This is a genomic window from Microcella sp. (assembly GCF_051860105.1).
Taxonomy (GTDB): Bacteria; Actinomycetota; Actinomycetes; order Actinomycetales; family Microbacteriaceae; genus Microcella.
On sequence record NZ_JBHYEO010000003.1, the window covers coordinates 132,997 to 152,028 of the forward strand.

Here is a 19,032-nt window from a genome sequence, read left to right on the forward strand (position 1 = left end):
GAATCCGCCCCCCGTCATGCGGGCACCGATCGCGCCCGCGCCGACGGCCGTCTCGACCGCGAGGTCGAGCTCAGGCACCGAGATCTCGAAGTCGTCGCGCATGCTGCGGTGCGAGGCATCCAGCAGGTCACCGATCGCCGAAGCGCCCTGCGCCTTCAGCACCGCGACGGTGTCGAGCACACGCTGGTTCTCGGTGATGACGTGGCGGATGCGCCGGAAGGTCACATCGTCGAGGAGTTGTTGCGCGCGCGGCAGGTCGTCGACCGTCAGGTCGCGCAGTGAGGATGCGCCCATCGCCGCGGCCCCGCGCTCGCACGCGGCACGGCGCTCGCCGTACCCACCCGTGGCGTGGCTGTGCTTGACCCCGGTGTCGATCACAAGAATCGCGAGTCCGGCCTCGGCGAGCCCGAGCGGCACGAGCTCGCTCTCGAGCGTGCGGCAGTCGAGGAAGACCGCGTGGTCGACCTGGCCGAGCAGTGATGCCGACTGGTCCATGATGCCCGTGGGTGCGCCGACGGCGACGTTCTCGGCGCGCTGGCCGACGCGAGCGAGGGTGCGGCGGTCGAGGCCCAGACGCCAGACGTCGTTGAGCGCGAGCGCGACCGCGCTCTCGATCGCGGCCGAGCTCGACAGCCCGGCCCCGACGGGAACGTCGGAGTCGATGAACAGGTCGACGCCGGGCACAGCCGCGAGGTCGGCGCCGAACTCGCTGAACGCCCATGCGACACCCAGGGGGTAGGCCGACCAGCCGCCGAGGGCGTCGGGGGCGAGCGCATCGAGGTCGATCTCGGCGAGCTCGTCGGCGAAGGTGCTCGCCACGCGCACGCGGCGGTCGTCGCGCACCCCGAGGGCCACGACCGTGCGGCGGTCGATCGCGAACGGCAGAACGAAACCCTCGTTGTAGTCCGTGTGCTCGCCAATGAGGTTGACGCGGCCGGGGGCCGACCAGAGACCGTCGGGCGCGTGTCCGAAGACAGCTTCGAAGCCGTCGCGCGCGTCGTCACGGATGTCAGTCATTGCCGGTCTTCTCGATTCCCTCGCGGATGAATGCGGCCTGGGCTTCGGGGGCGACGTCGCCGATGAAGGCGCCCATCGCGGCCTCCGAGCCGGCCAGGTACTTCAGTCTGTCAGCGCCGCGGCGCGGGCTCGTCACCTGCAGCATGAGGCGCACGGTCTCGCGCCCGACGTGCACGGGGGCCTGGTGCCAGGCGGCGATGTACGGCGTCGGCGTCGGGTAGAGCGCGTCGATGCCGCGCAGCAGGCGGCGGTAGAACGGCGCCAGTTCGTCCTTCTCCGCCTCGGTGAGCCCGGCGAAGTCGGGCACGTGGCGGTGGGGCAGCACGTGCACCTCGATGGGCCAGCGGGCGGCGAAGGGCACGAAGGCCGTGAAGTGCTCGCCGCGCAGCACGACCCGGTCGCTCGCCCGCTCGTGCTCGAGCACGCGCGCGAAGAGGTCGGGGCCGACCGCGTCGATCGACCGCAGCAGCGTGTTCGTGCGCGGGGTGACGAAGGGGTAGGCGTAGATCTGCCCGTGCGGGTGCGGCAGGGTCACGCCGATCTCGGCACCGCGGTTCTCGAAGGGGAAGACCTGCTGGATTCCCGGCAGCGCGCTCAGCGCGGCCGTGCGGTGGGCCCACGTCTCGATGACGGTGCGCGCACGGCTCACGGTCTGCGAGCCGAACGAGCCCTCGTGGTCGGGGGAGAAGCACACGACCTCGCAGCGGCCCACGCTCGTTCGGCTGCGCCCGATGCCGATCTCGGCGAGGTCGTCGAGCCCGGCGGGCGCGTTCTCGTGCTCGAGGGCCGGGCCGAAGCTCGGGGAGCGGTTCTCGAAGACCGCGACGTCGTAGGTGCTGGGGATCTCGCTGGGGTTGTTCTCGCTCGCCGGCGCGAGCGGGTCTTGATCTGGCGGCGGCATGAAGACGCGGTTCTGCCGGTTGCTCGCGATCGAGACCCACTCGCCGGTCAAGACGTCTTGCCGCATGCTGGCGGTCTCGGGTCGCGGGTCGAGAACGCGACGGTCGATCGAGCGCTCGGGCCCGAGCGTGGTGTCGGCGTCGTCGACGTAGATGAGCTCGCGGCCGTCGGCGAGCGTCGTGGAATGGAAGCGGATCGTCACCTCACGATGCTACGGCCGGATGCTTGCGGAAACGCAAGCAGTACTCTTTCGATATCGACAGATTGCGAAAGGGGCCGATCATGGACGCCGCGCCCGTCCGCCGCGACCGCATGGCGGCATCCGTCGCTCGACGCGGGTTCGCCCGCGTCGCCGATCTCGCCCGCGAGCTCGGGGTGAGCGAGGTGACGGTGCGCACCGACCTCGCGGCCCTCGAGAGCGAGGAGCGCGTGACGCGCGTGCACGGCGGCGCCATGCCGCGCGGCCTCGTGGGCGAGCGGGAGAGCAGTCTCGAGCAGTCGCGCACGCGGCTCACGCGGGCCAAGCGCGCGATCGCGGCCGAGACGGCGACGCGCGTGCGGTCGGGGGAGAGCATCCTGCTCGATGTCGGCTCGACGACGCTCGCCGTCGCCCAGGCCCTCGTCGATCGCACCGATCTCGACGAGGTCGTCATCGTGACGAACGGCCTCGCGATCGCTCTCGCGCTCGAGCCGGCCATTCCGCGCTTCACGGTCGTCGTCACGGGCGGCACGGTGCGCTCGCTGCAGCACTCGCTCGTCAACCCGCTCGCGACCACCCTGCTCGACGACGTGCGCGTCGACCTCGCCATCCTCGGCGCGACGGGCATCGACGTCGCTGCGGGGGCCACCAACGTCAACCTGCCTGAGGCCGAGGTCAAGCGCCGCATGGTCGCGAGCGCGGCTCGGCGCGTGCTCGCCGCCGACTCGAGCAAGATCGGCCAGGTGCACCTCGGTCGTGTCGCGACGCTCGCTGAGCTCGACGAGCTGATCACCGATGAGGCGGCGACGGATGCTGTGCTCGCGCCCCTGCGCGCAGCCGGTCTTTCGGTCACAACGGTGGCCCTCTCGCGCGTACAGTGACGGCATGAGCACTCCCCCCACGGGCCATCAGTACGCCCTGCACCACGACGGCGCGCACGGCCGGGTCGAGGCCGTCATCACCTCGGTGGCCGCCGCGCTGCGGCACCTGACCGTCGACGGGCACGATCTCGTGCAGGGCTTCGACGAGACCGTGTCGCCGCCGTTCGGGTGCGGCATCGTGCTCGTGCCCTGGCCCAACCGCGTGCGCGACGGGCGATGGGTTCACGAGGGCACCGCCCTGCAGCTCGATCTCACCGAGGTCGACCGCATGAACGCCATCCACGGCCTGCTGCGCAACACCGCGTACCAGCTCGTCGAGAAGAGCGACGATGCCGTCACGCTCGGGGCCGCGGTCGTTCCCCAGCACGGCTATCCCTTCCACCTCTGGACGACGGTCGAGTACCGGCTCACCGGCAACGGCATCACCACGACGCACGCCGTCACGAACCTCGGTGATCGGCCCGCGCCGTACGCCGTCGGCACGCACCCCTTCATCCGCGTCGGCGCGCATCACGTCGACGAGCTCACGATCACGGCGCGCACGGTCGAGCACGTCATGGTCGACGACCGCCTCAACCCGGTCGGGTTCGAGCCGGCGGTCGGCCCGTGGGATCTCCGGGAGGGCCGCGTCGTGGGCGAGCTCGCGCTCGACGACGCGTTCCGGGTCGAGCCCGACGATGACGGCATCGTGCGCACGGTGCTGTCAGCCGCCGACGGCAGCGAGACCGAGGTCTGGCAGAACGGCGACTGGCAGTGGCTGCAGCTCTTCATCACGCGCAGCTTCCCGACCGCCGACGGGCCCGTCACGGCCATCGCCGTCGAGCCCATGACCGCGCCCGCCGATGCCCTCAACTCGGGGCTCGGCCTGCGCTGGATCGAGCCCGGCGCCTCGTGGTCGGGCAGCTGGGGAATCTGCCGGCCGGCCTGAGCGCGGCATCCGGATCGCCGTCGCTGTTCGCGGAGCGAACGCCCGCGAACGGGGGGTGGCGGGTGGTCTAGGCGACGCCTGATTCTGCTGGTTTGATGGCAGAGGGGGCTGGGTTGCACGCCCCGCGTGCGAGTCGCACGGCAGTCGACGGGGGAGTCGAGCATGGCCATTGCACCGAAGACCATCGCCATGATCGTCGGCGGGGTGGTCCTCGTCGGGGGAGGCTTCGTCGCCGCGCCGGTTCTGGGCGATCTCTTCACCCAGTCGGTGGCGCCCTCGACGGCGATCATCGGCGAGCCGGTGGAGTTCGCGGTGAACGAGAACGGTGAGACGTACGGCAGCCCGATCAACGACCGGGTTCCCGAGCTGATCGTCACGCGTGCCGAGGGCGGCAAGACCGGCTATGTGCGCGTCAGCGAGCTCGATCTCGCCCGAAACGCCAGCCGCTCCAACCCCGACCCCAACGCCGTCTACAACATCGACGTCTACGAGTCCGACGGCACGACGACGGTCGGAACCTTCCGGGTGACGGACGACACCCCCGGCCCGCGCGACGGCTTCAATAACTAGGGAGTAGGCCCCCGCGAGAGCACGGTGTGCTCTCGCGCCAGACCGAGCACGAGTAGGCCCCGTCGGGCTCGAACCCCGCGAGCGTGCAGCGCACGGTCGCGCGTGTGCGTGGAAGTAGGCCCCGTGGGGCTCGAACCCACGACCCGCGGATTAAAAGTCCGCTGCTCTACCAACTGAGCTAGAGGCCCGTGCCCCTAATCTATCGCGCCTCGGCGATCGGCGCGCCGGGCTAGCGTGGAGCCCATGGCCGATCGCCCCCGCCGCCCCGTGCGTCTGCCGAGCGACGCCTTCGACATCCACGAGGGCGGGCTCGACCCCGCCGTCACCCTGCGCATCGCGCACGATTCGGCCCGAGCGCTCGTGCACCGCGTGCGCGCGAGCGACGACCCCGACCTCGTCGAGCGCATGGTCGCGTACACCGACGAGCACGGGCTCGAGACGCTCGCCGAGCTCTGGTCGCGCGCGGGAGCCCGCACGCTCCCCGGCGCTCTGTGGCGCCTCTCGCTGCTGCGCGCGCTCATCCGCACCGACCCGGCGGGTGTCGCCCTGCTGTTCCAGCGCGGCAGCGAGGTGCTGTCGACGGCCGACGTGGTCGTGGCGGGCGCCGAGAGACCGACCGGGCCTGACGAGATCCGCGTGCTCGCCGACGCCGTGCTGCGCGGTGCCTATGTGGGCGACGTGGCGGTCGCGCTCGACCGTGCGGCCGCGTTCTGCCGTACGGCTGCGGCGGGTGCCGCCGATCTCGCCGACGACGCGGATGCCGCAGCCGACGACGCCCGCGCCGGCGAGCTCACCGCGCGCGCCGCCCGCCTCGCGTCGAGCGCCCGCGACTTCACGGCCTGCGCCGCCCTCGAGCGCGCGGGGTCCCTCGACTGAGCGCGAGCATCCCGAACCCCGGGGAATGCCGCGCGGGGTGACCCGGTTACACTGCTGTAGCCGGGCCGCAGTAACCCCGGGCTCCATTTTTCGCCGCTACGAGCGGCCACTCGCCGAGAGGCGTTCTGCGGCCCGGCTTCCTCGTTCGCGGGTGCCCTCACCCTGAGAGTCCGCTGGGCAGAACAGCCCGGGCCAAACCTCGCGCGGGGGTGCGCCGAACACGAGGCATGTCACCGACCGCACGCACTCTCCGCTCGAGCATCGCGCTCGCGGCTCTTCCGGCACTGCTCGCCGTTCTCGTGGGATGCACCGGCAACACGCCGGCCATCATCGCGACCTCGACGGGGCTGCCGCAGACCGACGAGCAGTCGACGGAGGCGGGCCCGAACGAGGTCATCACGATCGGACTCCGGTTCATGCCGGAGGACATCACGGTGCCCGTCGGAACCACCGTGACCTGGCGCAACGGCGAGACCATCGGGCACACGATCACTTCGGGTGCCTGGGGCGACGTCAACGAGAGCACCGGGTTGCGCGGAACGCAGTCGGCCGACGGCCTGTTCGATCACGCGCTCGCGCCGATGGGGCAGGAGGGGGACACGTTCTCGTTCACCTTCACCGAGCCGGGGGAGTACCTGTACTTCTGCATGCCGCACCTCACGATGAACGCTCGCGTCATCGTCGAGGGCTAGGCCGCGCCCGGTACCGCTTCACACACCGCACCATCACCAACAAAGGGGAATCACATCATGCGCAAGACCTTCGCATTCGCCGGCCTCGGCCTGGCTGCCGCTCTCGTCCTTTCGGGATGCTCGACCGCCGCTGAGGCGGAGGCTCCCATGGAGGAGGCCGTCGTCATCGACACCGTCAACAGCGACGGAGCGGGCCTCCGCGCCCAGCTCACCGCACTGCTCGCCGACCACGTGTACCTCGCCGGTGCCGCGATCGACCAGGCGCTGCAGGATGGCGGCGACCTGACCACCGCCAACGTGCAGGCCGCTGTCGCCGCTCTCGACGAGAACTCCGTCGAGGTCGCCGCCCTCGTGGGCTCGGCGTACCCCGACGCGGAGCAGCCGTTCCTCGACTCGTGGCGCTCGCACATCCCGTTCTTCGTCAACTACACGCTCGGCAAGGCGACCGGCGACCAGGCTCTGGCCGACCAGGCTGTCGCCGACCTCGGCGCCTACGCGGTGTCGTTCGGTCAGCTCATCAACTCGGTCGTTCCCGAGCTGCCCGCCGAGGCGGTTCAGGGCGAGCTCGAGATGCACGCCACGACTCTGCTCGCGGCGATCGACGCGAACATCGCGAACGACCCGGCGTACTTCGACCTCCTCAAGGAGGCCGCGAGCCACATGCCGATGACCGCGACCGCGCTCGCCGGCGGCATCGCGACCAACCTGGGTATCCAGTAGTCGCCAGCATGATCCAGCGTGCAGCTCGATGAGCGAGCGCTGACCACCGGCCGGTGGGGAGGGGACCCGAGCCCCACCCCACCGGCCGTACTCGTTGCCCCGCACCGTCACCGCCCCTCGAGAGGATCCGGCTCATGCGCGCACTCCGCATCGCCCTGCTGCTGCTGACCGCCGCCGCGCTCGTCGTCAACGCCGTCATCCACCTCCGGCTCGCCGGCCCGTTCGATGGCATCGCGGGAGCGCTCGTGAGCCAGGGAACGCTGTTCCGCATCCAGGCCGCCGCGAACCTCGCCGCCGCCGCGCTGCTGCTCACCCGCACCCGCTGGGCGGTCGCTCTCGCCGCGATCATCGCCGCCGGCGGCCTCGCCCTGGTCGTCATCACGACGCTCGTGCCGCTCGATCTCTCGCCGATCGGTCTGCCGTTCCTCTTCGAGCCCGTCTGGTACGCCGACAAGGTCGTCTCGGCCGTCGCGCAGGCCGTCGCGCTGGTCGCGGCGCTCTCTGCCGCCGCCGCCGCGCTGCGCCGACGACCCGCAGAGCCCGTTCAGCCGTAGATCAGCCCGAGTCCTGCGATGCTTGTACTCGTGCCCCCAGAGATAGCGCTCGACGACGTCGCCCCTGCCGCCGACGTGACCGTCGAGACCACGAACGCCCTGCTGCTGCGCGTCGCCACGGGCGACCAGCGCGCCTTCAGCGAGCTGTACGACCTCATCGCCCCGCGCATGCTCGGTCTCGTGCGCCACGTGCTGAAAGACCACGCCCAGTCGGAGGAGGTGGTTCAGGAGGTGCTTCTCGAGGTGTGGCAAACCGCTCCCCGCTTCGATCCGAATAAGGGGAAAGCGGTGACCTGGATGCTGACCATGGCCCACCGGAGAGCGATCGATCGCGTACGCAGTGCGCAGTCGTCCCGCGATCGGGACACCAGGATCGGCATCCGCGATCTCGACCGGGAGTACGACTCGGTCGCGGAGAGCGTCGAGATCCGCATCGAACACGATCGAGTGGAGAAGGCCTTGAGCCGGTTGACCGAGCTGCAGAGACAAGCGGTGGAGCTCGCCTACTACGGCGGCTACAGCCACAGCGAGGTCTCGGAGATGCTCGGGGTTCCGATGGGCACGGTCAAGACTCGACTGCGCGACGGCATGATGCGGTTGCGCGAAGAACTGGGGGTGGCGTCATGAGTCGATACGACGATGACGTGAACGGCGATGCCATTAACGACACCGATGAGATGAGCGACGAGCGGTTCGCTGACGTGCGCGCGGCTCTGGGCCTCGCGGTGGCGCCGGTGGTGCCGTCGGCGGGCATGAAGGACGCGGTCATGGTGGCGATCGCCGCAACGCCGCAGCTCGCGCCGCTGACGGCGGTCGCTCCGGTCGCCGCTGATCAGGATGCGGTGGCCGAGGCCCCGCGCGGTGCCGCGCAGACGCGCGCCGAGGCCCGCTGGTTCTCGCGGCCCGCGCTGATCGTCACGGCGGCCGCCGCCGCGGTCGCCCTGTTCTTCGGGGGCGTGGCCGCCGCGGGGCTCGTGAACCCGACCGCGCCGACCGCGTCGGACCAGCTGGCCGCGATCGTCGCCGCGCCGGATGTCTCGACCGTCGTCGCACCCGTCGCGGGCGGCGCCACGGCGACGCTCGTCTCGAGCGAGTCGGTGGGCCTCTCGGCCATGGTCTTCGACGGTCTGCAGCCGTTGAGCGACGACGAGCGCTACGCCCTCTGGTACATCACCGACGGTGTGCCGACTCCGGCCGGGCTGTTCGCGGTCGACGGTGACGGCGCGGTCGTGCAGGTGCTCGAGGGCACGTTCGAGGCGGGAACGATCGTCGGGGTGTCGGTCGAGCCGGCCTCGGGCAGCCCTGCGCCCACGACGGAGCCGATCGTGGCGATCGCCACCGCCTGACCTCGTCTCGTCCGAAGGGGCTTCGCGCGTGCGCGGAGCCCCTTCGGCGTTCCCGCGCCCTGGGTCCGCATCCTGTTGCATTATTACTATGTAGTAGTTATGCTACGAGCATGGGACGCAAACCGAAGTCGGAAGACCCGGTCTACACCCGCATCGAGGAGCACCGGATGCGGGCCGGGCTGAGCCGGCAAGAACTCGCCGATGCCGTCGGCGTGCACTACCAGACCGTCGGGTACCTCGAGCGGGGCGAGTACGCGCCCTCGCTCGCTCTCGCGCTGCGCATCGCGCAGCTCGTCGGGGTGCCCGTCGAGCAGCTGTTCTCTCTCACGCCGTTCGCCGGCGCCGACACCCCCGAGGAGGAATCCGCATGACCGAGAGGAAGCTCTCCGCCCGCGAGCGCAACGAGCGGGCCGTCGCCGAGATGGCCGACGCCGTGATGCGCGACACGCGATGGGACGTGATGCGCACGCGCCGGGCGCGGCGCGGCATCGTCGCGCTCATGATCGCCCTGCTCGTCGCGGTGCCGATCGCCTGGCTCACGCTGCCCGCTCTCGCCGCGCTCGGCGTGATCGGCCTCGCCGCGATCGTGTGGTGGGCGTTGCGCATGTCGGTGCGCGTCGTGGCCGACCTGCCCGACGAGTACCTCGATGAGCGGCAGTCCCGCTTACGCGACCGCGCCTACGTGGAGGCGTACCGCTGGTTCGCGGGTCTCACTCTGCTCGCCGCGACGATCGCGCTCATCGCGTTCGTCGTCGTGAGCGACGACGACCTCGTGACCATCGAGCTCAGCTGGGGCGCCGTGATGGCGATCTTCTGGGCTTTCGAGGGCCTCGCGCTCGCGCTGCCCTCGATTGTGCTCGCCCTGCGCGAGCCCGACCGCACCCTAGCGGGCGGGCGCGATCTCGGCGACGAGCGCCTCGACGCGGCTCTTGATGTCGTCGCGGATCACGCGCACCGACTCGATGCCCTGACCAGCCGGGTCTTCGAGCTCCCAGTCCTCGTAGCGCTTGCCCGGGAAGATCGGGCACGCGTCGCCGCAGCCCATCGTGATGACGACGTCGGAGTCGACCACCGACTGCACGGTGAGGATCTTCGGCACGTTGTTCGCGATATCGATGCCCTCCTCGGCCATGGCCTCGATCGCGACGGGGTTGATCTGATCCTTCGGCTCCGAGCCGGCGGAGAGCACGGTCACGCGGTCGCCCGCGAGGTGCTGCAGATAGCCGGCGGCCATCTGCGAGCGGCCGGCATTGTGCACGCACACGAAGAGCACGGTGGGCTTGGGGGTGGTCTCGACTGACTTCCTCATGGCCCTAAGTATAGACACACATCTATATATTGCGCGAGGTGATCTCATCGAGCAGGCCGCGAACCCGCCCGTCGATGTCGTCGCGGATCTCGCGCACACGGGTGAGCGGCTGACCCGCCGGATCGGCGACCGACCAGTCGAGATACCGCCGACCGGGGAACACGGGGCATGCGTCGCCGCAGCCCATCGTCACGACGACGTCGGCGGCGCGCACGACGTCGTCGGTGAGCGGCTTGGGGAACTCGCCGCCGAGCGGCACCCCGATCTCGTCGAGGGCGGTGACCACGGCGGGTCGGATCGCGTCGATCGGCGCCGAGCCCGCGGTGCGCACCCTGACCCGGTCGCCGCCCAGGTGGCGCATGATCGCCGCCGCGAGCTGCGACCGCCCGGCGTTCTGCACGCACACGAACAGCACCTCGACCGGTCCGTCGGGCATCCGGCTCCGCTCCGTGCCCGCGGACTCCTGCGCGCTCAGGCGCTCGGCGGCGAACTGTGCCGTCGCCGACGGCAGCGCCCGGGAGCCGCCCTCGCGCGCGCGCAACAGGTCGTAGCTGTCGAGAACGACGCGCTGCACCGTCTCGCGCGAGAAGGTGCCGGCGAAGCGCGTGCCCAGGTCATCGATGATGCGCCCCAGCAGTCCGGGGTCGATCGACTCGTCGCCGGTCGGCGGCACCCACTCCTCGAGGCGGGCGGCGACCGTCTCGGGCAGCGAGTACCACACCTCGCGGCCCCGGGGCTCGCGCGCGACCAGGCCGGCCTCGTGCAGCACCCGCAGGTGGTGCGACACGGTCGGTTGACGCAGCGCCAGGGCCTCGGTGAGCCGACCGACCGTGAGCGCGTGGTCGTCGGCCTCGAGCAGCAGGCGCGCGATCTCCCCCCGGGTGGCATCGCCCAGCGCGGCGAGCTCCGGGGCCACCGTGCCGCGGTCTCTCATAGACCCGAGTCTATGCGAACCCGTACAGTGGCACCGTGACCGATGAGCGCCCCGCCCCCGCCGTTCCGCGCCCGCTTCCGATCCGGATGCTCGCCGAAGCCGTCGGAAGCGCCGGCCTCATCACCGCGGTCGTCGGCTCGGGCATCATGGCCACCCGCCTCACCGACGATGTCGGCGTGCAGCTGCTCATCAACGCCGTCGCGACGGCGGCCGCGCTCGTCGTGCTCATTGTCGTGCTCGGGCCGGTGAGCGGCGCCCACCTCAACCCCGTCGTGACCGCCGCGCTCGCGGTGCAGCGCCTCGTGCCCGCCCGAGAGATCGTGCCGACCGTGCTCGCGCAGGTGCTCGGCTTCGCGGCGGGCGCTGTGCTGGCCAACCTCATGTACGGCGGTGCAGCCGTCTCGATCAGCACCACCGTGCGCGCCGAGCCCGCGCTGCTGCTGGGCGAGATCGTGGCCACGGCGGGGCTCGTGGCGGTCATCCTGACCCTCGTGCTCCGCGGCCAGTCGGGCTGGGTGCCGGCCGCGGTCGGCCTCTCCATCGGCAGCGCCTACTTCGTGACGAGCTCGACGAGCTTCGCCAACCCGGGCATCACGCTCGGGCGCATGCTGAGCGACAGCTTCGCGGGCATCGCCCCCGAGAGCGTCGCCGGCTTCATCGCCGCGCAGCTCGTCGGTGCGGCGTTGGGCCTGCTCGCGGTGCGGTTCGTGATCGTGCCGCGCCGCATCGAGTAGCACCCGGGGTTCAGGCGCCGGAGATGCCCAGCTCGCGGGCGAGGGCGCCCACATGCTCGGCGATCTGATCGCGCGTGTGGCGCATGCCCGGCCGCCCGCTCGTGCTCTCGAGCATGATGCTCCAGGTGCGGAACGCGCGGCCGTCGAGCGACTCGAGCCGGTCGTCGCAGTTGAGCACGATGATGTGGTCGGCGGCCGCCACGAACTCGGGGGTCACGGGCTTCGGGTATTCGCCGAACGACGGGATGCCCAGCTCGTCGAGAGTGTCGGTGACGGCCGGCAGCACGCGAGCGGCGGGGTTCTCCCCCGCGCTCATGACGCGGGCCGCGCGGGGTGCGGTCGCGCGCAGGAGCGCCGCGGCGAGCTGCGAGCGCCCGGCGTTGCCCGAGCACACGAAGAGGAACGACGGCGGGAGAGGCCGGCCGCGCCGGGCCGCCCAGCGCAGGGCCTCGAGCCGATCGCTCGCGAGCTGCGCGGCGAGCGCCCGCCCGTGCGTCGACGGATGATCGAGGTGGCGGTAGCGCCGGAAGCTGTCGAGCACGAGTGCGCGCACGGTCGGCTCACTGATCTCCGGAGCGTGCTGGGCCGCCAGCCGACGCGTGACCTGATCGATGATCTCGAGGGCCTGGGGCGCGTACAGCGTCACAGCGCCCGCCGTGCGCGTCGAATGCTCCGCCCCCCAGTCACGAGACCAGGGAACGGGGTGCGCGTGAACGGCCGGTGAACGCATCACGGCCTCGACAAGGCCGGCGGGCGATTCCTGTCACAATGGGCCGCATGCACGACGACGGGCTGACGGATGCTGGGTACCAGGTCGATGGCGGCGTGGGCGGCGACTTCCTCGACGACTACGACGAGTCGACGAGCATCGATGACGGCACCCTGCCGGCCGACCGCTACCTCGATCGCGAGTTGAGCTGGCTGCGGTTCAACCAGCGCGTGCTCGAGCTCGCGGAGGACGAGTCCGTCCCCCTCCTCGAGCGCGTCAACTTCCTCGCCATCTTCGCCAGCAACCTCGACGAGTTCTTCATGGTGCGGGTGGCCGGTCTCAAGCGGCGCATCGTCACCGGTCTCGCCGTGCCGACCAACACGGGCCGGGCCCCGACCGACGTGCTCGCCGACATCAACGCGCTCGCGCTCGAGCTGCAGCTGCGGCACGCGCGCGCCTTCCACGACCACGTCACGCCCGCCCTCGATGCGGCGGGCATCCACATCGAATCGTGGGCCGATCTGAGCGAGACCGACCGGTCGCGGGTCGACGAGATCTTCTCGGCGCAGATCTTCCCCGTCCTCATGCCGCTCGCCGTCGACCCCGCGCACCCCTTTCCCTACATCTCGGGGCTGTCGCTCAACCTCTCGGTCCGCGTGCGCAACCCCAAGAGCGATCGCGTCGAGTTCGCCCGCCTCAAGGTGCCGCAGGTGCTGCCGCGCTTCGTGCAGCTTCCCGATGACGGCTCGGGGCGCGTGCGGTTCCTCACGCTCGAAGACCTCATCTCGAATCACCTCGACGAGTTGTTCCCCGGCATGGAGATCCTCGAGCACCACGAGTTCCGCGTCACGCGCAACGAAGACGTCGAGGTCGATGAAGACGAGACCGAGAACCTCATCCAAGCCCTCGAACGCGAGCTGCTGCGTCGTCGATTCGGCCCGCCGATCCGCCTCGAGATCACCGATGACATGGATGCCGTGACCCTCGGTCTGCTGGTGCGCGAGCTCGGCATCACCGAGCAGGAGGTCTACCGGCTGCGGGCGCCCCTCGATCTCGGCGGACTGTTCGAGATCTCGAAGCTCGACCGGCCGCACCTCAAGCACCCCAAGCACGTGCCGGTCACTCCGGTCGAGCTGCAACCGGCCGAGCCCAACGCGGCCCCCGACGTGTTCGCATCGATCGCGCGCGGCGACATCCTCGTGCACCACCCCTACGAGTCGTTCGCGACGAGCGTGCAGGCCTTCCTCGAGCAGGCGGCACGCGACCCCAATGTGCTCGCCATCAAGCAGACCCTCTACCGCACGAGCGGCGACAGCCCCATCATCGAGGCGCTCATCGACGCCGCCGAAGCGGGCAAGGCCGTGCTCGCGCTCGTCGAGATCAAGGCGCGCTTCGACGAGCAGAACAACATCGAGTGGGCCCGCAAGCTCGAGAAGGCGGGGGTGCACGTCGTCTACGGTCTCGTCGGCCTGAAGACGCACTGCAAGCTCGCGCTCGTCGTGCGCCAGGAGAAGGGCGGCGCGCTCAAGCACTACGCCCACATCGGCACGGGCAACTACAACCCCAAGACGAGCCGCATCTACGAAGACCTGGGCCTCTTCACGGCCGACGACCAGGTCGGCAAAGACCTCACGCGCCTGTTCAACGAGCTCTCGGGCTATGCGATCGAGAAGAAGTTCAAGCGCCTGCTCGTCGCCCCGCGCTACCTGCGGCGCGGGCTGCTGAAGCTCATCCGCACCGAGACCGAGAATGCGCGCGCGGGCCTGCCGGCGGGCATCCGCATCAAGGTCAACTCCCTCGTCGACGAGGCCATCATCGACGCCCTGTACCGCGCGAGCGCGGCCGGCGTGCCCGTCGACATCGTGGTGCGCGGCGTGTGCGCGCTCGTTCCGGGCCGTGAGGGCCTGAGCGAGACCATCCGGGTGCGCAGCGTGCTCGGCCGCTACCTCGAGCACTCGCGCATCTTCGCCTTCCACAACAACGGCGACCCGCAGATCTACATCGGCAGTGCCGACATGATGCACCGCAATCTCGACCGCCGCATCGAGGCGCTCATCCGCCTCGTCGACCCCGCCCATCTCGCCGAGATCGACGAGCTGTTCGAGGTGTCGATGAGCGAGCGCACCGCGTCGTGGCACCTTCAGCCCGACGGCGACTGGCTGCGCGTCCATCGCGATGAGCGCGGTCGGTCGCTCGCCGACCTGCAGAATGTGGTCATGAACGCGATCGCCAGTCGACGGCGTGGGGGCGCTGCCCGCGCATGAGCCCCGCATCCCCGGCCACCGCCACCGCGTCCGACATCGTCGAGGCGGCGGGAGCCGTCGTCTGGAAGATGGTCGACGGCAAGGCGCGCATCCTTCTCGTGCACCGAACGCAGCACAAAGACGTCTCGCTGCCGAAGGGCAAGGTCGACCCGGGCGAGACCCTGCCGCACACGGCGGTGCGCGAGATCGCGGAGGAGACGGGCTTCGACGTCGCGCTCGGCGCCCCCCTCGGCACGGTCGAATACCGTCTGCCGAACGGACGCGACAAGGTCGTGCACTACTGGTCGGCCGAAGTGGATGCGGGCCAGGCCGAGCGGCACAGCTACGAGGCGAACGGCGAGATTCGGGCGCTCGAGTGGGTGCCGCTCGCGAAGGCCGCCAAGCACCTCACCTACGCCCACGACGCCGACGTCGTCGAGCGGTTCGCCGCGCAGGTCGAGGCGGGCAACGCGCGCACGTTCGCCCTCATCGTGCTGCGCCACGGCAAGGCCATGCCGCATGAGCAGTGGGACGGCCCCGATCACACCCGCCCGCTGCTGCACCGCGGGCTCGAGCAGGCGCGGTCGGTCGCCGGCGGCATCGCGGCCTTCGGCCCCGCGGTGCTCGTCACCAGCACCGCGGCGCGCTGCGTCGCGACCATCGCGCCGACGGCCGAGACCGTGGGCCTCGAGATCAAGCAGTCGCGCGGCATCAGTCAAGACGCCTATGCGGGCGACGGCGCGCGCGTGCGGCGCCAGGTCGAGAAACGCCTGCTGCGGCGCACGACCGCGGTGCTGTGCAGCCACGGACCGGTGATCCCGCAGATCATCGCCGCGGCGGCCGAGATCGCGGGAGCCGCGGTCACCCCGCACCTGCGGCGCAGCGCAGCTCTCGCCACGGGGGAGTACACCGTGCTGCACTTCTCCCACGACACCGAGCGCCCCGCGCTCGTCGCGATCGAGACGCACGAGCCCGCTCTGCTCGCGTGAGCGGGTTCCCGGCGCGTTAACCTGCCGTTCACCCGGGGGGCGGAACCTAGACACTGTCGCTCCTTAGCGTGGCATCGCCCGGCCTCCTGCGCCGTGCATGCACTCACGACATCCATCCCCGAAGGGAAACACAGTGAACATCACGCGTGTCGGCAGCTTCGCTGCCATCAGCGTCGCCGCAGCACTCGTCCTCAGCGCTTGCGCCACCAACGAGACCCCCGCCGAGGAGTCGCCCAGCGCCCTCGCCGGCACCCTGGTCGGAGCCGGCTCGTCGGCTGTCGGCGCGGCCCAGGAGGTCTGGATCGCCGAGTTCCAGACCGCCAACCCCGAGGTCACCGTGACCTACGACCCCACCGGCTCGGGCGCCGGCCGCGAGACCTTCCTCGGCGGCGGCAGCGACTTCGCCGGCACCGACCGCGCCTTCAACGACGAGGAGGTCGCCGCCGGTGGCTTCGCCTCGTGCGCCGAGGGCTCGGGCATCGTGCAGCTGCCGCTGTACATCTCGCCCATCGCCGTGATCTTCAACCTCGAGGGCATCGACTCGCTCAACATGAGCGCCGACGTCATCGCCAGCATCTTCGCGGGCGCGATCACCAACTGGAACGACCCGGCGATCGCCGCCCTCAACGAGGGTGTCGAGCTGCCCGACCTCGCCATCACGGCCGTGCACCGCTCGGACGACTCGGGCACCACCGAGAACTTCACCGACTACCTCTTCCAGGCCGCTCCGTCGATCTGGACCATCGAGCCCGACGGCGTCTGGCCGTTCGAGTCGGGTGAGGCCGCTCAGGGCACCTCGGGTGTCGTGGACGCCGTCACCAACGGCGTCGGCACCATCGGCTACGCCGACGCCTCACGTGCTGGTGACCTCGGTACCGTCGCGGTGCAGATCGGCGACGAGTTCGTGCCGTTCTCGCCTGAGGCCGCTGCCGCCGTCGTCGACGCCTCGTCGTTCGTCGAGGGCCGCCCCGACTTCGACCTGAGCCTCGAGCTCAACCGCACGCCCGACACGGCCGCCTACCCGATCGTGCTCGTCGCGTACCTGGTCGGCTGCGAGACCTACCTCGACTCGGCTCAGGCCGAGCTCGTGAAGGCCTACTTCACCTACATGGCGAGCGAGGCCGGTCAGGCCGCCTCGGCTGCCGGTGCCGGTTCGGCCCCGATCTCGGCGACGCTCTTCGAGCGCGTCACCGCCGCGATCGACGTCATCAGCTAGTCAGCACCACCCGAACGACGCCGTGGGGTGCGGGAGCAGTTGCCCCCGCACCCCACGGCCGTCAGACTGGGGTCGGGCTTCCTGATCCCGGTCCCCCAGCGTGACCCAGCACCCCCTGACCCACCCCGATCTGCGGAGGAACCGAGTCGATGACCGCGACAGAGCCGAAGGCACGAGCAGTCGCACCCCAGGCGAAGCCGAAGCAGCGGCTCGGCGACATCATCTTCTCCCGCACCTCGCTGATCTCGGGCTCGGCGATCCTCGTGATCCTCGCCGCCGTGGCCGTCTTCCTCATCGGGCAGAGCCTCCCCGCCTTCGTGGCCGACCCCGTCGACTTCATCGGCTCGCCCGCGAGCTTCTGGGACTACGTCTGGCCCCTCGTCTTCGGCACGCTGTGGTCGGCGTTCCTCGCCCTGGTCATGGCACTGCCGCTCGCCGTCGGCATCGCCCTCTTCATCTCGCACTACGCGCCCCGCCGCCTCGCCCAGGTGCTCGGCTACATCGTCGACCTCCTCGCGGCCGTGCCCTCCGTCGTTTTCGGCCTCTGGGGCATCGGCGTGCTGGCCCCGGCCGTTCTGCCCGCCTACACCTGGCTCTCGGAGAACCTCGGGTGGATCCCGCTGTTCGCTCCGCCCGTGTCGGGCACCGGGCGCACCATCCTCACGGCGGCCATCGTGCTCGGGGTCATGATCTTGCCCGTCATGACCGCCATCTGCCGCGAGATCTTCATCCAGACCCCGGTGCTGCACGAGGAAGCCGCGCTCGCGCTCGGTGCGACCCGCTGGGAGATGATCACGATGGCGGTGCTCCCCTTCGGACGGCCGGGCATCATCTCCGGGGCGATGCTCGGCCTGGGCCGCGCCCTCGGCGAGACCATGGCGGTCGCGATGGTGCTCTCGGCGACCGGCGTCATCACGATCAACCTCGTCAGCTCGGGCAACCCGTCGACGATCGCGGCGAACATCGCCCTGAGCTTCCCCGAGGCCTACGGCATCAACGTGAACTTGCTCATCGCCACCGGGTTGATCCTGTTCGCCATCACGCTGATCGTGAACTCGATCGCCCGCTACATCGTGAACCGCCGCAAAGACTTCTCGGGAGCGAACTAACATGACCGCGACCATCGTGCGGGCCCCGATCACCAATTCGCTGACCCAGGGTCAGCTGCACGCGCGCACCCCGTGGGTGACCCTCGGCCTCTCGCTCACCGCGGCCGCGGGCATCGTGTCGCTCATCACGAGCGCCACCGATGCCGAGTTCTCGCTCGTCGGCGCGATCGCTCTCGGGGCGCTCTTCTACCTCGTGGCGATCGTCGTGATCAGCCGCCTCGTCGAGGGCTCCCGCAAGGCGACCGACCGCTTCGTCACGGCCCTCGTGAGCGGCGCCTTCCTTATCGCCATGGCGCCCCTCGTCTCACTGCTGTTCACCGTCGTCGTCAACGGCTCGGCGCGGTTCGACATCGAGTTCTTCAGCAGTTCGATGCGCAACATCGTGGGCGAAGGCGGCGGGGCCGCTCACGCGATCGTGGGCACGCTGCTGATGACGGGCACCGCGGCGATCATCTCGATCCCGATCGGCCTCTTCACGGCGATCTACCTCGTGGAGTACGGCCGCGGCCCCCTGGCGCGGGCGATCACGTTCTTCGTCGACGTCATGACGGGCATCCCCTCGATTGTCGCCGGCCTCTTCGCCTTCGCCCTCTTCGCCATCTTCTTCGGCCCCGGCGTGCGCATGGGCTTCGCCGGCGCGATCGCCCTCGCCGTGCTCATGATCCCCGTCGTCGTGCGCTCGTGCGAGGAGATGCTGCGCGTCGTGCCGAACGAACTGCGCGAGGCCTCGTTCGCCCTCGGTGTGCCCAAGTGGCTGACCATCCTCAACGTCGTGCTGCCCACCTCGGCCGCTGGCATCGCCACAGGTATCATGCTCTCGATCGCCCGAGTCATCGGCGAGACGGCCCCGCTGCTGATCGTCGCGGGCTTCACTGCGAGCATGAACTACAACCTGTTCGCCGACCGCATGCAGTCGCTGCCGGTGTTCGTGTTCACCTCCTACGCCAACCAGGGTGTCGACACGCAGGCGTACCTCGACCGCGCCTGGGCGGGTGCCCTCACCCTCATCCTCATCGTGATGGTGCTCAATCTGGCCGCCCGCCTCATCGCCCGCGCGTTCGCCCCCAAACTCGGCCGCTGAACCCCGATCTGACCGAAGGAACCCC

Annotated in this window: 21 protein-coding genes and 1 tRNA gene; 16 read left to right on the forward strand and 6 right to left on the reverse strand. The window is 70.4% G+C overall.

What is annotated here, in order from left to right:
* On the reverse strand, positions 1-1,017 hold a 1,017-nt coding region (gene galK / locus ACTIE9_RS02755; RefSeq protein ID WP_439564041.1), incomplete at its 3' end, for a galactokinase.
* Positions 1,010-2,119: a galactose-1-phosphate uridylyltransferase gene (galT, locus tag ACTIE9_RS02760; RefSeq protein ID WP_439564042.1), complete on the reverse strand. Its 1,110-nt coding sequence runs from the start codon at positions 2,117-2,119 to the stop codon at positions 1,010-1,012. The genes galT and galK, both read right to left, overlap by 8 nt.
* An 80-nt stretch (positions 2,120-2,199) precedes the next feature.
* Between galT and ACTIE9_RS02765 the strand changes: the two genes are divergently transcribed.
* The 3 genes from ACTIE9_RS02765 to ACTIE9_RS02775 all read left to right on the forward strand — a co-directional run bounded on the left by ACTIE9_RS02765 (position 2,200) and on the right by ACTIE9_RS02775 (position 4,495).
* Positions 2,200-2,997: a DeoR/GlpR family DNA-binding transcription regulator gene (locus tag ACTIE9_RS02765; protein WP_439564043.1), complete on the forward strand. Its 798-nt coding sequence runs from the start codon at positions 2,200-2,202 to the stop codon at positions 2,995-2,997.
* Positions 2,998-3,001: 4 nt separating this feature from the next.
* A complete protein-coding gene (locus ACTIE9_RS02770; protein WP_439564044.1) occupies positions 3,002-3,925 on the forward strand; it encodes an aldose 1-epimerase family protein in 924 nt (307 codons plus the stop codon).
* Between the two features lie 162 nt (positions 3,926-4,087).
* Complete coding sequence (locus ACTIE9_RS02775; RefSeq protein WP_439564045.1) at positions 4,088-4,495, forward strand: hypothetical protein; 408 nt, start codon at positions 4,088-4,090, stop codon at positions 4,493-4,495.
* Positions 4,496-4,610: 115 nt separating this feature from the next.
* Here ACTIE9_RS02775 and ACTIE9_RS02780 read toward each other — a convergent pair.
* Positions 4,611-4,683, reverse strand: a tRNA-Lys gene (locus tag ACTIE9_RS02780).
* 55 nt (positions 4,684-4,738) lie between these two features.
* Between ACTIE9_RS02780 and ACTIE9_RS02785 the strand changes: the two genes are divergently transcribed.
* From ACTIE9_RS02785 to ACTIE9_RS02815, 7 genes are all read left to right on the forward strand, one after another.
* Positions 4,739-5,371: a DNA-directed RNA polymerase subunit beta gene (locus ACTIE9_RS02785; protein ID WP_439564046.1), complete on the forward strand. Its 633-nt coding sequence runs from the start codon at positions 4,739-4,741 to the stop codon at positions 5,369-5,371.
* A gap of 227 nt (positions 5,372-5,598) precedes the next feature.
* Complete coding sequence (locus tag ACTIE9_RS02790; protein ID WP_439564047.1) at positions 5,599-6,063, forward strand: cupredoxin domain-containing protein; 465 nt, start codon at positions 5,599-5,601, stop codon at positions 6,061-6,063.
* A 57-nt stretch (positions 6,064-6,120) separates the two neighbouring features.
* The gene (locus ACTIE9_RS02795) at positions 6,121-6,783 is read left to right on the forward strand and encodes a hypothetical protein (RefSeq protein ID WP_439564048.1); all 663 of its coding nucleotides are present in this window, start codon (positions 6,121-6,123) and stop codon (positions 6,781-6,783) included.
* A 134-nt stretch (positions 6,784-6,917) separates the two neighbouring features.
* On the forward strand, positions 6,918-7,337 hold the full coding sequence (locus ACTIE9_RS02800) for a hypothetical protein (protein ID WP_439564049.1): 420 nt from the start codon (positions 6,918-6,920) through the stop codon (positions 7,335-7,337).
* A gap of 18 nt (positions 7,338-7,355) precedes the next feature.
* Complete coding sequence (sigK, locus tag ACTIE9_RS02805) at positions 7,356-7,964, forward strand: ECF RNA polymerase sigma factor SigK (protein WP_439564050.1); 609 nt, start codon at positions 7,356-7,358, stop codon at positions 7,962-7,964.
* Complete coding sequence (locus ACTIE9_RS02810; protein WP_439564051.1) at positions 7,961-8,683, forward strand: anti-sigma factor; 723 nt, start codon at positions 7,961-7,963, stop codon at positions 8,681-8,683. The genes sigK and ACTIE9_RS02810 overlap by 4 nt, the downstream gene beginning before the upstream one ends.
* Positions 8,684-8,793: 110 nt before the next feature.
* A complete protein-coding gene (locus tag ACTIE9_RS02815; RefSeq protein WP_439564052.1) occupies positions 8,794-9,054 on the forward strand; it encodes a helix-turn-helix transcriptional regulator in 261 nt (86 codons plus the stop codon).
* Between the two features lie 512 nt (positions 9,055-9,566).
* Here the strand turns inward: ACTIE9_RS02815 and ACTIE9_RS02820 are convergent.
* A complete protein-coding gene (locus ACTIE9_RS02820) occupies positions 9,567-9,992 on the reverse strand; it encodes an arsenate reductase ArsC (RefSeq protein WP_439564053.1) in 426 nt (141 codons plus the stop codon).
* A gap of 22 nt (positions 9,993-10,014) precedes the next feature.
* On the reverse strand, positions 10,015-10,926 hold the full coding sequence (locus tag ACTIE9_RS02825) for a metalloregulator ArsR/SmtB family transcription factor (protein ID WP_439564054.1): 912 nt from the start codon (positions 10,924-10,926) through the stop codon (positions 10,015-10,017).
* Between the two features lie 35 nt (positions 10,927-10,961).
* Here ACTIE9_RS02825 and ACTIE9_RS02830 point away from each other — a divergent pair, with 35 nt between their 5' ends.
* Entirely contained in the window at positions 10,962-11,660 is a 699-nt protein-coding gene (locus ACTIE9_RS02830) for an aquaporin (RefSeq protein ID WP_439564055.1), read from the forward strand.
* A gap of 10 nt (positions 11,661-11,670) precedes the next feature.
* On the opposite strand, the gene ACTIE9_RS02835 is transcribed toward ACTIE9_RS02830, so the two are convergent.
* Positions 11,671-12,306, reverse strand: a complete 636-nt coding sequence (locus ACTIE9_RS02835) for a low molecular weight phosphatase family protein (protein ID WP_439564056.1) — start codon at positions 12,304-12,306, stop codon at positions 11,671-11,673.
* A gap of 131 nt (positions 12,307-12,437) precedes the next feature.
* Between ACTIE9_RS02835 and ACTIE9_RS02840 the strand changes: the two genes are divergently transcribed.
* From ACTIE9_RS02840 to pstA, 5 genes are all read left to right on the forward strand, one after another.
* Positions 12,438-14,633 carry an RNA degradosome polyphosphate kinase gene (locus ACTIE9_RS02840; RefSeq protein ID WP_439564057.1) on the forward strand — a complete coding sequence of 732 codons (2,196 nt, stop codon included), beginning with the start codon at positions 12,438-12,440 and terminating at the stop codon, positions 14,631-14,633.
* Positions 14,630-15,601, forward strand: coding sequence for an NUDIX hydrolase (locus tag ACTIE9_RS02845; protein WP_439564058.1), 972 nt, complete (start codon positions 14,630-14,632; stop codon positions 15,599-15,601). The genes ACTIE9_RS02840 and ACTIE9_RS02845 overlap by 4 nt, the downstream gene beginning before the upstream one ends.
* 133 nt (positions 15,602-15,734) lie before the next feature.
* The gene (locus ACTIE9_RS02850; RefSeq protein ID WP_439564059.1) at positions 15,735-16,817 is read left to right on the forward strand and encodes a phosphate ABC transporter substrate-binding protein PstS; all 1,083 of its coding nucleotides are present in this window, start codon (positions 15,735-15,737) and stop codon (positions 16,815-16,817) included.
* Between the two features lie 149 nt (positions 16,818-16,966).
* A complete protein-coding gene (gene pstC / locus ACTIE9_RS02855; RefSeq protein WP_439564060.1) occupies positions 16,967-17,926 on the forward strand; it encodes a phosphate ABC transporter permease subunit PstC in 960 nt (319 codons plus the stop codon).
* A gap of 1 nt (position 17,927) precedes the next feature.
* Positions 17,928-19,007, forward strand: a complete 1,080-nt coding sequence (pstA, locus tag ACTIE9_RS02860) for a phosphate ABC transporter permease PstA (protein ID WP_439564061.1) — start codon at positions 17,928-17,930, stop codon at positions 19,005-19,007.
* The last annotated feature ends 25 nt before the right edge of the window (positions 19,008-19,032 follow it).